Consider the following 12023-nt stretch of genomic DNA (forward strand, 5'->3'; position numbering starts at 1 on the left):
AAGGGGGGATCCTGGGCGGGGTGGGCGGAGCCCCCCTCCCCCGTCAGGGGGTCGGCGTCGCCGGTTCGGGCGCCGGGGCCGGCGCCGGGGTGGCCGGCTTGGCGTTGTCGGAGGTGGCGAGGAAGATCAGCTCGCCCACCATCTGCTCCAGCGACTTGAAGCTGCGGGTCGGGCCGAGGCTGCCGCCGGCCGGCAGGAAGGCGGTGGCGGTGCCGGGGGTCAGCTTGACGAACTTGCCGCCCAGCAGGCCCTCGCTCGAAATGCTGGCCACCGTGTCGGTGGGCAGGCGGACCGACGGGGTGATCGACATCCGCACCACCGCGTCGAAGCTGCGCGGGTCGAGGCTCTGGCTCAGCACGGTGCCGACCTTGATGCCGTTGATCTTGACGTCGGCGCCGGCCTCCAGCCCGCCGACACTGGCGAAGGTGCCACGGATCTCGTAGCCCTCGACCTTGCCGAAGCGGGCGTGGGACCAGGCGAAGGCGAGGAAGGTCGCCGCCACCCCCAGCACCACCGCCCCCATGATGGTTTCGATCGCAGTCCGTCCCATGGTCGGCTTATCCGTTCAATTGATGGTGGCCGGCAGCGGCCGGTCAAGGTAACCGCGCTTGGCCCGGGCCTGCTGGATGATCAGCTCCAGCAGATCCTCGATCACCACCGCGTCCTGGGTATATTGGATTTCCTGGCCGGGCTTCAGTTCGTCCTCCTCGCCGCCCGGGCGCAGTTCGAGGAACTTGGCCCCGAGCAGCCCGTCGGTCTGGATCAGCGCGGCGGTGTCGGCCGGCAGGTGGACGTCGCCCTGCAACCGCAGGGTCAGCAGGGCACGGTAACGCCCGTCGAGCGCCTGGGCCGCCACGGTACCGACCTGGGCGCCGGACAGCCGCACCGCGGTGCCGACGGTGACGCCGTCGGCGCGGTTGAAGCGGGCGATCAGATCGTAATCCGACTGCTCGCCGCGCACCTGATTGCCGACGAAGAACACCAGCATCATCGCCAGCATCCCGGCGAGCAGCACGACCCCGCCGATGACGGTGTCGCGGTCGTTGCGGCTGACCATCTCCCCCTCGATTCCCTAAGCCCCGGATCCCCGGCCTGCGTTCAAATCCCCCGCGCGCGTCCGGCTCAGGCCGGGCGCCACGGCTGGTAATCGCCGGTGGCGGGCTCACGCTGCCCGCCGGCGGCGTCGGCCCCGGGCGGCAGCTCGGCCCGGGCGGTGCCGGTCGGGTTGGCCCGGTGCGGCTTCTGCCACGGCCAGCGCGCCACCGCGTTGAGCGGGGCCTCGGCGGTGTGGTGCAGCCAGGCGTGCCATTCCGGCGGCACCCGCGACGCTTCCGCCTTGCCGCGATAGATCACCCAGCGCCGCGCCCGGCGCCGCGCCGGATCGGGCGCGCGCTCGGTATAATAACGGTTGCCGTCGGGATCGGTGCCGACCAGCCTGCCCCGGGTCCAGGTGAACAGCAGGGTGCCGAAAGTGGCCATCCTCGAATCCTCGGATCGATCAACGCTTCGGCCGGACTATAGGCGGAAGCGGCCGGTCGCGTCCAGCCCGGCGGGGCGGCGATGATCGGGTGTCGTGACAGCGCGGGCAAACCGGGCTAGAGTCCGCTCGCCATGCCCCCCGAACCGTCCCGACACCTGACCGTTGCGGCCGAACCGACGCTGACGCGGGTCGCGCCCCACAATCACGAGGCCGAGCAGCAATTGCTCGGCGCGATCATGCTGTCCAACCGGGCGTTCGAGAAGGTCGCCGAGTTCCTCCGCCCCGAGCATTTCTCCGACCCGGTCCACCGCCGGGTGTTCGAGGCCTGCGGCAAGCTGATCGAGCGCGGCCAGATGGCCAATCCGGTCACGCTCAAGACCTATTTCGACAGCGACAACGCCCTGGCCGAGCTGGGCGGGATCGAGTATCTCGCTGCCTTGTCGAACTCGGTGGTGTCGGTGATCAATGCCGAGGAATATGGCCGGCTGATCTTCGACACCCACATGCGGCGCGAGCTGATCGGGCTGGGCGAGGACGTGGTCAACGCCGCCTATGCCCCGGCGATCGAGCAGACCGCGCTCGATCAGGTCCGCAGCGCCGAGGCCCGGCTGTACGAACTGGCCACCACCGGGCAGGCCGAGGGCGGCTTCCAGGCGTTCGGCGCGGTGCTGACCCAGGCGATCGCCGACGCCGAGGCGGCGCACAAGCGCCAGGGCAAGCTGTCCGGGGTGCCGACCGGGCTGGTCGATCTCGACGGCAAGCTGGGCGGCCTGCATGATTCCGACCTGCTGATCCTGGCCGGCCGCCCGTCGATGGGCAAGACCTCGCTCGCCACCAACATCGCCTTCAACGCCGCCAGCGCCTATCGCGAGGAGGTCGATGCCCTCGGCCGCAAGAAGGCGGTGGACGGGGCGATCACCGCCTTCTTCTCGCTCGAAATGTCGGCCGAGCAGCTCGCCACCCGCATCCTGGCCGAGCAGGCCGAGATCGCCAGCCACAAGATCCGCCAGGGCGAGCTGTCGAACGAGGAATTCGAGCGGCTGGTGCTGGCGTCGCAGGCGCTGACCCGGCTGCCTTTGTTCATCGACGACACCCCGGCGCTGACCATCTCGGCGGTGCGGACCCGGGCGCGGCGGCTGAAGCGCCAGCACGGGCTGGGGCTGATCGTGATCGACTACCTGCAATTGCTGCGCGGCAGCGGCGCCGGTGGCGGCAACGAGAACCGGGTGCAGGAAGTGTCGGAGATCACCCGTGGCCTCAAGGCGCTGGCCAAGGAACTGTCGGTGCCGGTGATCGCCCTGTCCCAGCTGTCGCGCGCGGTCGAGGCGCGCGAGGACAAGCGGCCGCAATTGTCGGATCTGCGCGAATCCGGTTCGATCGAACAGGACGCCGACGTGGTGATGTTCGTGTTCCGCGAACAATATTATCTGGAGCGGGCCGAGCCGGGACGCCGCCCCGACGAGGCCGAGGACAAATTCAACGACCGCCATGCCCGCTGGCAGCAACGCTGCGAGGAGGTATGGAACACCGCCGAGGTGATCGTCGCCAAGCAGCGTCACGGGCCGGTCGGCACGGTGCGGCTGTCGTTCCGCGGCGAATACACCAAGTTCGGCAATCTGGCCGACCCCGGCCATTTCGAAGAGCCGGGTTTCTAAAGAGGGGTGTCATGACCAATCCGTCCCATGCCGGCAGTCTGCTGACCGTCGATCTCGCCGCGATCGTCGCCAACTGGCGGCTGATCGCCCAGGGCGTCGCTCCGGCCAAGGTCGCCGCGGTGGTCAAGGCCGACGCCTACGGGTTGGGCGCGGCCCGGGTCGCCCCGGCCCTGGCCGCCGCCGGCTGCGACACCTTCGTCGTCGCCACCCTCGACGAGGGCATCGCCCTGCGCACCGTGCTGCCCGAGCCGGTGATCTTCGTCCTCAACGGCCCGCTGCCCGGCACCGAGGGCGAGTTCCTCGCCCACGCCCTGATCCCGGTGCTCAACAGCCTGGCCCAGTTGACCGGCTGGGCCAATTTCGCCCGCGCCGGCAGCGGCGCCCCGGCGGCGGCGCTGCACATCGACACCGGGATGAACCGGCTCGGCATCGACGAACTGGAACTGGAACGCCTCGCCGGCCGGCCCGACGTGCTGGCCCGGGTGCGGCCGGTGCTGGCCCTGTCGCATCTCGCCTGCGCCGACGAGCGCAGCCATCCGATGAACGCCGAGCAGCTCGCCCGCTTCACCCGGCTGGCCGGGCAGTTGCCGGCGATGCCGATGAGCCTCGCCGCCTCGGGCGGCTGCTTTCTCGGCCGCGCCTTCCATTTCGACATGGTGCGGCCGGGGGCGGCGCTGTACGGGCTCAACCCCACCCCGGACCGCCCCAATCCGATGGCGCAAGTCGTTCGTCTGCAAGGAAAAATCCTTCAGGTCCGTGACGTTGACAGCCCCCGGACCGTTGGGTATGGTGCCACCCATCGCGTTACCGGCCCGGGGCGGATCGCCACCGTGGCGGTGGGATACGCCGATGGCTGGTTCCGGTCGCTCGGCAATCGGGGCCATGCCATGCTCGGGGGGGTCAAGGTGCCGCTGGTCGGACGGGTGTCGATGGATCTGGCCTGTTTCGACGTCAGCGCGCTCCCGCCCGAGATCGCCCATCCCGGGGCACTGGTCGATCTGATCGGCGCGGGCCAGACCGTCGATGACGTCGCCGCCGACGCCGGCACCATCGGCTACGAAATTCTCACCGCGCTGGGCGCCCGCCACCACCGCCGCTGGATCAGCGGGGAGGACGCGGCGTGACGGCGCTGCTGACCGCGCTGGGCCGGGGCGGGCTCGGGGTGCTGGCCCAGTTGGGCCGGGTGTTCCTCGGCTTCCTCGCCCAGATCGGCCGCGTTTCCGCCTTCACCGCGGTGGCGCTGTCGCACACGGTGCGGCCGCCGTTCTATCCCCGCCTGATCCTGCGCCAGATGATCGAGATCGGCTATTTCTCGCTGCCGGTGGTGGGGTTGACCGCGATCTTCACCGGCATGGTGCTGGCGCTGCAAAGCTATACCGGCTTCGCCCGTTTCTCGGCCGAGGGCGCGGTGGCGACGGTGGTGGTGCTGTCGATGACCCGCGAACTGGCCCCGGTGCTGGCCGGGCTGATGGTGGCGGGCCGGGTCGGCGCGGCGATGGCGGCCGAGATCGGCACCATGCGCGTCACCGAGCAGCTCGACGCCCTGACCACCCTGTCGACCAACCCGTTCAAGTACCTGATCGCCCCCCGGCTGATCGCCGGCCTCTTGATGGTGCCGCTGCTGGTGCTGATCGCCGACATCATCGGCGTGTTCGGCGGCTATCTGGTCGGGGTCTACAAGCTGAACTTCAATTCGGCCACCTACATCACCCGCACCTGGGATTACCTCGAGGCGCTCGACGTGATCTCCGGCCTGGCCAAGGCGGCGGTGTTCGGGTTCCTGATCACCCTGCTCGGCTGCTACAACGGCTATTATTCCAAGGGCGGAGCGCAGGGGGTGGGTGCCGCCACCACCAACGCGGTGGTGTCCTCGGCGATCATGATCCTGGTGTTCAACTACCTGATCACCGCTTTGTTCTTCGGTAAGTGAGGCCCGCCCGGTGACCGACGCCGCCCCCAAGATCGTCCTGACCGATCTGCACAAGTCGTTCGGCCCCAAGCGGGTGCTGGAAGGGATCGACCTGTCGATCGGCCGCGGCGAATCGCTGGTGGTGATCGGCGGCTCCGGCACCGGCAAGTCGGTGATGCTGAAATGCATCCTCGGCCTGCTGCGGCCCGAGCAGGGCTCGATCCGCATCGACGGCGAGGAGGTGGTCGGCATCTCCGCCCGCGAGCGCGACCGGGTGATGCGCAAGTTCGGCATGCTGTTCCAGGGCGGCGCGCTGTTCGATTCGCTGCGGGTGTGGGAGAACGTCGCCTTCGGCCTGATCCAGGGCCAGCGGATGAAGCGGGCCAAGGCGCGCGACATCGCGATCGAGAAACTGGCCCAGGTCGGCCTCGCCGCCTCGGCCGGGGCGCTCTACCCGTCCGAACTGTCGGGCGGCATGCAGAAGCGCGTGGCCCTGGCCCGCGCCATCGCCACCAACCCGGAAATCATCTTCTTCGACGAGCCGACCACCGGCCTCGACCCGATCATGGCCGACGTGATCAACGGCCTGATCGTCAAATGCGTCAAGGAGGTCGGCGCCACCGCCCTGTCGATCACCCACGACATGGCCAGCGCCCGCAAGATCGCCGACCGCATCGCCATGCTCTACAAAGGCCGGCTGATCTGGGTCGGCCCGGCCAGCGAGATCGAATCCTCCGGCAACCCCTACGTCGATCAGTTCATCCACGGCCGCGAGGAAGGCCCGATCCAGATGGAACTGCGCGCCTGACGGCGTGATGATCGCGGGCTCCGCCCGGACCCGCCAGGAGCCAGCGGCTCCTGGACCTGCTTCGATGGGAGTACGCGGCAGACGCTTGCGCCCAAGCTGAAGGCTGATCGGGCTCCCGACCATTGATGCTGGTCCAGGAGCCGCTGGCTCCTGGCGGGTGCGGGCAGAGCCCGCGTTTTTAGCCTTCCTTCCGCCGCAGGCGCAGCATCTGGTTGGCCCCCTTCTGAAACTCGTACTCCACCGGAACGACCTCGCTGTAGTGCCCCTCGCCCTCCAGCGCCCGCCGCAATGGCTCAAGATGGCCTGAGACGTTATTGTCGAGATCGAGCAGCGGAAAGATCCGCGCCTCGGGGGCGACACGCAGCATGGCGCGGACGGCGGCGAGATGAGCCTCGAACCCCAGATAGGCGCTGTACAGAAACAGCAGGTGCGAACAGAGGGCCAGATCGAAACTGTCGTCACCGAACGGCAGATCCGGCAGACGGCCGACGATGTAACGCCCCGCCGCCCGCCCGACCCCATAATCATTGAGGAACAGCCCCATCGCCCCCAGCCGCAGCAGGGCCAGCCCGGCGATGTCGGGGATGGTGGTCCAGACATACTGGTCGCGGTTGGCCTCGGTCTGGCTCAGCACGGTGTCGGCGGTGGCGCGGATGCGGTCGCGGATCGCCCCGGCCGGGACCTGGTAGAGCGGATCGACCGACACCATCCGCCCGCCCCGGGCGGTCAGCTCGGCGTTGGCGCTGGCCGGGCCATCGCCGCAGCCGAGCAGACGCAGATCGAGGTCGGCGTCGGACAAGGCGAACATCTCGCGGTATTCCTCGAGGGTCCGCCCCCAGGGAACGATCTCGTCCAGTTGCATCGCCGCCGCCTCCCCCTCCCGGTCAGGGCGCCGCGTGGGCGCGGGTCCAGACTCCATCCTCGAACGCGATGTAGGCGTCGATCATCGCGCGGTAGATCCGCTCGATCAGATCGGGATCGATCTCCTGCTCGCCGGCCAGGGCGCGGACCTTGACGATGATGTCCTCGATGCGGGGGTGATCGACCACGGCGTCGCGGCTCGGCTTGAGCTGGCCGGCCTGACGGACATAGCCGGCCCGCTCGGCCAGCAGCGGAACGATGATGCGGTCAAGGCGGTCGATGTTGGCGCGCACCTCGGCGAGCGAGCCGCAGGGAACAATCATGGAAAGGATCCTGTCAGTAGGCGTATTCGGAAAACAGCGGATCGACCTTGCCGCCCCAACGGTCGGCAAAGGCCTCCAGCATCTCCTCGGCGGCGGTGACGCCGTTGCGGGCGATGCTGTCGAGCGGGCTGAGGAAAATGCTCTCGTCCCGCCCGGATTCATTATAACGGCCGCGCCGCCGCAGCCCCTCGGCCGCCAGTTCGATCATGTCGATCGCCACGTCGCGCACGGTGCGGCCGGCGATGGTGGCGTCGAGCCCGAGCCGGGCGACGTCCTGGCGCAGCGCCTCGCGCTGTTCGGCGCTCCAGTCCTTGGCCAGCTCCCACGCCCCGTCGAGCGCGACCGCGTCATACAGCAGCCCGGTCCACAGCGCCGGCAGCGCCACCAGCCGCCGCCACGGCCCGCCATCGGCGCCGCGCATCTCGAGGAACTTCTTGAGCCGCACGTCGGGGAAGGCGGTGGTGAGATGGTCGCTCCAGTCGCCCAGGGTCGGCCGCTCGCCCGGCAGCGCCGGCAGCCGCCCGGCCATGAAGTCGCGGAAGCTCTGGCCGGCGGCGTCGATGTAGCGCCCGTCGCGATAGACGAAATACATCGGCACGTCGAGCATCCACTCGACGTAACGCTCGAACCCCATCCCCTCCTCGAAGGCGAAGGGCAGGCCGCCGGTGCGGGCCGGGTCGGTGTCGGTCCACACGTCGGCGCGGGCCGACAGCAGGCCCGAGGGCTGGCCGTCGATGAAGGGCGAACTGGCGAACAGCGCGGTGGCGACCGGCTGCAATGCCAGCGACACCCGCAGCTTGCGCACCATGTCGGCCTCGGAGGCGAAATCGAGGTTCACCTGCACCGTACAGGTGCGCAGCATCATGTCGAGGCCCTTGCCGCCCACCGTCGGCATGTGGCGGCGCATGATGTCGTAGCGGCCCTTGGGCATCCACGGGATCTCGTCGCGGTGCCATTTCGGCTGGAAGCCGGTGCCGAGGAAGGCGATGCCGAGCGGCTCGGCCACCGTCTTGACCTGATCGAGATGGGTGGTGACCTCGGCGGCGGTCTGGTGCAGATCGGCCATCAGGCCGCCCGACAGCTCGAACTGGCCGCCCGGCTCCAGCGTCACCGAGGCCCCGGCCCCGTCGATCAGGGCGATCACCTGCCCGTTTTCCTCGACCGGCTGCCAGCCGAGGCGACAGAGCCCCTCCAGCAGCGCCCGAATGCCGCGCGGGCCGTCATAGGGCAGCGGCCGCAGATCGTCGGTGGTGAAGGCGAACTTTTCGTGCTCGGTGCCGATCCGCCAGTCTTCGGCGGGTTTACAGCCGGCTTCGAGGGCCTCGACCAGTTGGCGCGTCCCGGTAACCGGCTCGGCGCTTGGCACCGCTGGGGCGGACATAAGGCAGGCTCCCGTTAGAGATGAACGGGGCTAGCAAACGACACGGGCGGCGCGGGCGTCAAGCGGCGAATCAATCCGGCCCCGGGCTGCATTAAGGTGTTGCGAAAAGATGGCCCGAGGGCTTAGGTCTGGCCCCGTCGTTTCCCGTCGTTCCGGTGCCCCATGATGAAGGTCATTCGCGCGAAGCTGCATGGCATTCGCGTCACCAATGCCGATCTCAACTATCACGGCTCGATCACCCTTGATCCCGAGCAGTGCGAGCTGGCCGGCCTCTATCCGATGGAATTCGTCGAGATCTGGAACAAGAATTCCGCCGCCCGGATCTCGACCTACGTCATTTTCGGCGAGCCCGGCTCGCGGTGCTGCATCCTCAACGGCGCCGCCGCCCGCACCTGTCAGAAGGGCGACGAGCTGATCATCGCCGGGGCCGAGCTGATCGACCAGCCCGAGCGCCTCTACGAGATCAAGCCGCGCATCCTGACCTTCCTGCCCGACAATCAGATCGATCAGGTGCTCTATTACGATGTGTTCCAGAGCGACCGCCGCCCCTACGATTTCCGCATCGTCGATGCCGGCCGCCAGACCATCGAAAGCTGCCACACCTGGCCCAACGTCGATATCGCCGGCGTGCGCAAGTCGCTGAGCGACAAGGGCTGGAGCGAGACGGAAATCGACGCCTTCCTGTCCCGCCACTTTTCGCTGTGACGGAGCCGGCGCGATGATCCCCCCCGCTCCGCGCCCCGCGATCGTCCTGCTGTCGGGCGGCCTTGATTCCTCCACCGTGCTGGCGATCGCCCGCGCCGAGGGCTTCACCCCCTCGGCCCTGACCTTTCGTTATGGTCAGCGCCACTCGGTCGAGATCGACGCCGCCCGCCGCGTCGCCGCCGCCCAGGGCGTCGCCGACCACCGCATCGCCGATATCGACCTCCGCCTGTTCGGCGGCTCGGCCCTCACCGCCGACATCGCCGTGCCCAAGGGCCGCGATCAGGCCGAAATGGACCATGACGGCATCCCGGTGACCTACGTCCCGGCCCGCAACACCATCATGCTGTCCTTCGCCCTGGCCTTCGCCGAAGTGGTCGGCGCCGCCGACATCTTCCTCGGCGTCAACGCGGTCGATTATTCCGGCTATCCCGATTGCCGCCCCGATTACATCCACGCCTTCGAGGCGATGGCCAACCTCGCCACCAAGGCGGCGGTCGAAGGACGCCGGATGCGGCTGCATACCCCGCTGATCGATTTGACCAAGGCCGACATCATCCGCCGGGGCCTCGCGCTCGGGGTCGATTATGCCATCACCTCGACCTGCTACGATCCGGCCCCGGATGGTCGGGCCTGCGGCCAGTGCGATTCCTGCCGCCTGCGGCTGAAGGGCTTCGCCGAGGCCGGGCTGAGCGATCCGGCGCCCTACGTCTGACGGCAAAACGGGCGGCAACGCTGTCGGTGGGCTGCCGCCCACACCCGCCCGGGGCGATGCCCCGGAGCCCCCTTCTTGTTTGAGGGATGGAGGCGGGTAAATGGCGATCTTTAATTGCCGCCGACCACATTACGGCCACTCCCGGCGATCCACGGGTCGTGCATTTTCACGGCAGTGAATGCACGGCCTTGATTTAATGCCCGCGCCTCATTCATCAACCTACTGGCTCTGTACTTTGCACATCATAAATCCGGCTTGAAAGACGAGAATACAGCCTATGATCAAGTAGCGCCTGGAATATATCGCGGCAACTATCTGGCGTAGGAACAATCCTCCCATACTCATCAAAAACAATATTAAAGCCCATGGATGCGCATTCTTCACGAAGATTTTTCATAAAAACTCGATCCCTATAGTGCCCTTTTTCCCTAATCGCGATCGCTCTGCGCAATTGTATTTTGTTCTCCCCAACGAAATCAGATATTACACTTACGTCGGAGAAAACATTGCTGAATGCCGTGTCAGCAGTCAGCTCATGAAATGCTTCGAGATGTCCCGCGCGATACGCCAACACCGACTCGAAATGCTGTTTATTAGATACAAACACATCGCCACCAAATACAAAAAAATCGAAGAATGGCTCAATACTAAAGGAGGGGCGCTCATCAATGTCTAGCTCTTCATCATTTAACACTATGCGCATCATGCCTAACGAACGTTTTGTGCTCCAAGTTGCGTTGGTCTTCCTCAAAGTCAGCAAGACGCCATCTTCGTTGGCGAAGCGCAACATATAGAAATCAGCGTTAGCGATATGCTTGAGATTCGTTACCTTCCGCCCTTCGGTCGGATTCGCCGATTGCCCTTCGACAAGCCCGATGTGCGTTTCGTCGGCACCGAGTGTGAGCGCGCTAGATTCGTTATTCTGAGCAAGGATATCGTAATCGATGATCTCGGTAATGGCTTCTAGCGCCGTTGCCACCGAGTGCCGCAAGGCCACCCCAAGATCCTCCGTTATGCCGACCCACCTTCCGGTAAATATAGGAAGCCCATCCCTCATCGATTTTTTGTAAACCCACACGGTCAGATCCGATCCATCTAGATCGAATGCCTTAATGCCCGCCAAATCTGCCACTCGCGCCTCCATACCATTAGCTGCGTATAATCATCACATCTTGTATTCTACATTGAAAGTATATAGATCTCGGCTCTATCTCAACTTTAGAGAGAACCCGCCCAATCAACTGATCTTCACTCTGCATATGACTATATTTGATCTCATAAAGCCTCCAGCCAAAAACAACAAGGATAGGATTCATGAATATCTGGCCAGATCGGTACGATATCCAGAACATCCAAAAAAGAAAAACAAAAAACCCGATTATTTTCGAGTTAAAGCCAAAATCAAGACCCATAAATGACACTATATACGGTATCGTGTAATTAATCAGGTCCGCTGGAACATGTTTTGCCTCTATGATGCGTATCCGATGAGGTGTTTTAACCGCATTCAACAACCAATTGGTTGCCAACAAACAGGCAGCGCCGACACCAACCGCCGTGAGCGACCAAACAGGATGCAACAGAAGCGATTGAAAACCACTTTTTAATAACTCCAATGGATTTTCCACGCCCACCTTCAGGGCGTCCAAATTCAAATCCTGTACGAACAGGATGAGGCTCAATGGAAGATAAGAGCCCAGATAGAGGGCGAAGGCGGACGTCTTTCTGAGCTGCATGCTACATCGTTCCGCCGCGATGAACTCCAATTCAGACAATGATAGTTCAAGTCGCGACGCTAGGCGAGATCCCGGTTTCCGCCGCGAAAAACCATCGACTGATCGAGCCCAACTCGCCAGAGTTATGCCGTCCCGGCCAATGAACTGACCCAACGGGTCAGTTCAAAGGGCAGCCGGTATTACAGGCTCTCCCGCTCCTGGATCGGCGGCTGTTCACGTTCGGGCCAATCGAGCCCGGGCCTGGAGAAGAAATCATCCCAGATCGCATTGGCGGGAACGATCACCCGACGCGCCCCGTCGCGCAGGATGGTCACTTCCGTCACGCCATCGGGGAACGCGACCTCCTCCGGCAGGCGAACGGCTTGGGAACGGTTGCTCTGAAACAAGGTCGTGCGGGTCATGGGAGGCTCCAGCCGCGCGGATATATACAGTGTACATCCCGCCACGCGTGAG

At 65.5% G+C, this 12023-nt stretch carries 15 protein-coding genes; 6 read left to right on the forward strand and 9 right to left on the reverse strand.

Going from position 1 to position 12023, the window contains the following annotated elements:
- Window positions 1-43 precede the first annotated feature (43 nt).
- The 3 genes from ACFSNB_RS10005 to ACFSNB_RS10015 form a co-directional block, all read right to left on the reverse strand.
- Window positions 44-550, reverse strand: coding sequence for an MlaD family protein (locus ACFSNB_RS10005; protein ID WP_377316062.1), 507 nt, complete (start codon window positions 548-550; stop codon window positions 44-46).
- Between the two features lie 15 nt (window positions 551-565).
- Window positions 566-1057, reverse strand: a complete 492-nt coding sequence (locus tag ACFSNB_RS10010; protein WP_377316064.1) for an MlaD family protein — start codon at window positions 1055-1057, stop codon at window positions 566-568.
- Window positions 1058-1122: 65 nt separating this feature from the next.
- Window positions 1123-1479: an NADH:ubiquinone oxidoreductase subunit NDUFA12 gene (locus ACFSNB_RS10015; protein WP_377316066.1), complete on the reverse strand. Its 357-nt coding sequence runs from the start codon at window positions 1477-1479 to the stop codon at window positions 1123-1125.
- A gap of 132 nt (window positions 1480-1611) precedes the next feature.
- Here ACFSNB_RS10015 and ACFSNB_RS10020 point away from each other — a divergent pair, with 132 nt between their 5' ends.
- From ACFSNB_RS10020 to ACFSNB_RS10035, 4 genes are read left to right on the forward strand one after another with little or no spacing between them, the layout of a single operon-like run.
- The gene (locus ACFSNB_RS10020) at window positions 1612-3135 is read left to right on the forward strand and encodes a replicative DNA helicase (protein ID WP_377316068.1); all 1524 of its coding nucleotides are present in this window, start codon (window positions 1612-1614) and stop codon (window positions 3133-3135) included.
- A gap of 11 nt (window positions 3136-3146) precedes the next feature.
- Window positions 3147-4259 (forward strand): alanine racemase, encoded by a 1113-nt coding sequence (alr, locus tag ACFSNB_RS10025; protein WP_377316070.1) that lies wholly within the window; start codon window positions 3147-3149, stop codon window positions 4257-4259.
- Window positions 4256-5065 (forward strand): MlaE family ABC transporter permease, encoded by an 810-nt coding sequence (locus ACFSNB_RS10030; RefSeq protein WP_377316072.1) that lies wholly within the window; start codon window positions 4256-4258, stop codon window positions 5063-5065. The genes alr and ACFSNB_RS10030 overlap by 4 nt, the downstream gene beginning before the upstream one ends.
- A 10-nt stretch (window positions 5066-5075) precedes the next feature.
- Window positions 5076-5852: an ABC transporter ATP-binding protein gene (locus tag ACFSNB_RS10035; RefSeq protein WP_377316074.1), complete on the forward strand. Its 777-nt coding sequence runs from the start codon at window positions 5076-5078 to the stop codon at window positions 5850-5852.
- A 178-nt stretch (window positions 5853-6030) separates the two neighbouring features.
- Here ACFSNB_RS10035 and ACFSNB_RS10040 read toward each other — a convergent pair whose 3' ends face one another.
- Genes ACFSNB_RS10040 through ACFSNB_RS10050 form a run of 3 tightly spaced genes read right to left on the reverse strand, consistent with a single transcriptional unit; the run spans window position 6031 to window position 8417 of the window.
- Window positions 6031-6714 carry a class I SAM-dependent methyltransferase gene (locus ACFSNB_RS10040; RefSeq protein ID WP_377316076.1) on the reverse strand — a complete coding sequence of 228 codons (684 nt, stop codon included), beginning with the start codon at window positions 6712-6714 and terminating at the stop codon, window positions 6031-6033.
- A 22-nt stretch (window positions 6715-6736) separates the two neighbouring features.
- Window positions 6737-7036 (reverse strand): chorismate mutase, encoded by a 300-nt coding sequence (locus ACFSNB_RS10045; RefSeq protein WP_377316078.1) that lies wholly within the window; start codon window positions 7034-7036, stop codon window positions 6737-6739.
- Between the two features lie 13 nt (window positions 7037-7049).
- Complete coding sequence (locus tag ACFSNB_RS10050) at window positions 7050-8417, reverse strand: glutamate--cysteine ligase (RefSeq protein ID WP_377316080.1); 1368 nt, start codon at window positions 8415-8417, stop codon at window positions 7050-7052.
- Window positions 8418-8579: 162 nt separating this feature from the next.
- Between ACFSNB_RS10050 and ACFSNB_RS10055 the strand changes: the two genes are divergently transcribed.
- Window positions 8580-9122, forward strand: a complete 543-nt coding sequence (locus tag ACFSNB_RS10055) for an aspartate 1-decarboxylase (protein WP_377316082.1) — start codon at window positions 8580-8582, stop codon at window positions 9120-9122.
- A gap of 13 nt (window positions 9123-9135) precedes the next feature.
- Window positions 9136-9834: a 7-cyano-7-deazaguanine synthase QueC gene (queC, locus tag ACFSNB_RS10060; protein ID WP_377316084.1), complete on the forward strand. Its 699-nt coding sequence runs from the start codon at window positions 9136-9138 to the stop codon at window positions 9832-9834.
- A gap of 214 nt (window positions 9835-10048) precedes the next feature.
- On the opposite strand, the gene ACFSNB_RS10065 is transcribed toward queC, so the two are convergent.
- The 3 genes from ACFSNB_RS10065 to vapB all read right to left on the reverse strand — a co-directional run bounded on the left by ACFSNB_RS10065 (window position 10049) and on the right by vapB (window position 11971).
- Window positions 10049-10966: a Kiwa anti-phage protein KwaB-like domain-containing protein gene (locus ACFSNB_RS10065; protein WP_377316086.1), complete on the reverse strand. Its 918-nt coding sequence runs from the start codon at window positions 10964-10966 to the stop codon at window positions 10049-10051.
- A gap of 16 nt (window positions 10967-10982) precedes the next feature.
- On the reverse strand, window positions 10983-11570 hold the full coding sequence (locus tag ACFSNB_RS10070) for a hypothetical protein (protein WP_377316088.1): 588 nt from the start codon (window positions 11568-11570) through the stop codon (window positions 10983-10985).
- A 179-nt stretch (window positions 11571-11749) separates the two neighbouring features.
- Window positions 11750-11971, reverse strand: a complete 222-nt coding sequence (vapB, locus tag ACFSNB_RS10075) for a type II toxin-antitoxin system VapB family antitoxin (protein WP_377316090.1) — start codon at window positions 11969-11971, stop codon at window positions 11750-11752.
- Between the last annotated feature and the right edge of the window lie 52 nt (window positions 11972-12023).

Source organism: Phaeospirillum tilakii, from assembly GCF_042683125.1.
Lineage (GTDB): Bacteria > Pseudomonadota > Alphaproteobacteria > Rhodospirillales > Magnetospirillaceae > Phaeospirillum > Phaeospirillum tilakii.

Coding starts and splice junctions, on each gene's coding strand:
- queC (WP_377316084.1), top strand. CDS start 9,136: ATGATCCCCCCCGCTCCGCGCCCCGCGATCGTCCTGCTGTCGGGCGGC.
- alr (WP_377316070.1), top strand. CDS start 3,147: ATGACCAATCCGTCCCATGCCGGCAGTCTGCTGACCGTCGATCTCGCC.
- ACFSNB_RS10005 (WP_377316062.1), bottom strand. CDS start 550: ATGGGACGGACTGCGATCGAAACCATCATGGGGGCGGTGGTGCTGGGG.
- ACFSNB_RS10050 (WP_377316080.1), bottom strand. CDS start 8,417: ATGTCCGCCCCAGCGGTGCCAAGCGCCGAGCCGGTTACCGGGACGCGC.
- vapB (WP_377316090.1), bottom strand. CDS start 11,971: ATGACCCGCACGACCTTGTTTCAGAGCAACCGTTCCCAAGCCGTTCGC.
- ACFSNB_RS10020 (WP_377316068.1), top strand. CDS start 1,612: ATGCCCCCCGAACCGTCCCGACACCTGACCGTTGCGGCCGAACCGACG.
- ACFSNB_RS10015 (WP_377316066.1), bottom strand. CDS start 1,479: ATGGCCACTTTCGGCACCCTGCTGTTCACCTGGACCCGGGGCAGGCTG.
- ACFSNB_RS10010 (WP_377316064.1), bottom strand. CDS start 1,057: ATGGTCAGCCGCAACGACCGCGACACCGTCATCGGCGGGGTCGTGCTG.
- ACFSNB_RS10070 (WP_377316088.1), bottom strand. CDS start 11,570: ATGCAGCTCAGAAAGACGTCCGCCTTCGCCCTCTATCTGGGCTCTTAT.
- ACFSNB_RS10040 (WP_377316076.1), bottom strand. CDS start 6,714: ATGCAACTGGACGAGATCGTTCCCTGGGGGCGGACCCTCGAGGAATAC.
- ACFSNB_RS10045 (WP_377316078.1), bottom strand. CDS start 7,036: ATGATTGTTCCCTGCGGCTCGCTCGCCGAGGTGCGCGCCAACATCGAC.
- ACFSNB_RS10055 (WP_377316082.1), top strand. CDS start 8,580: ATGATGAAGGTCATTCGCGCGAAGCTGCATGGCATTCGCGTCACCAAT.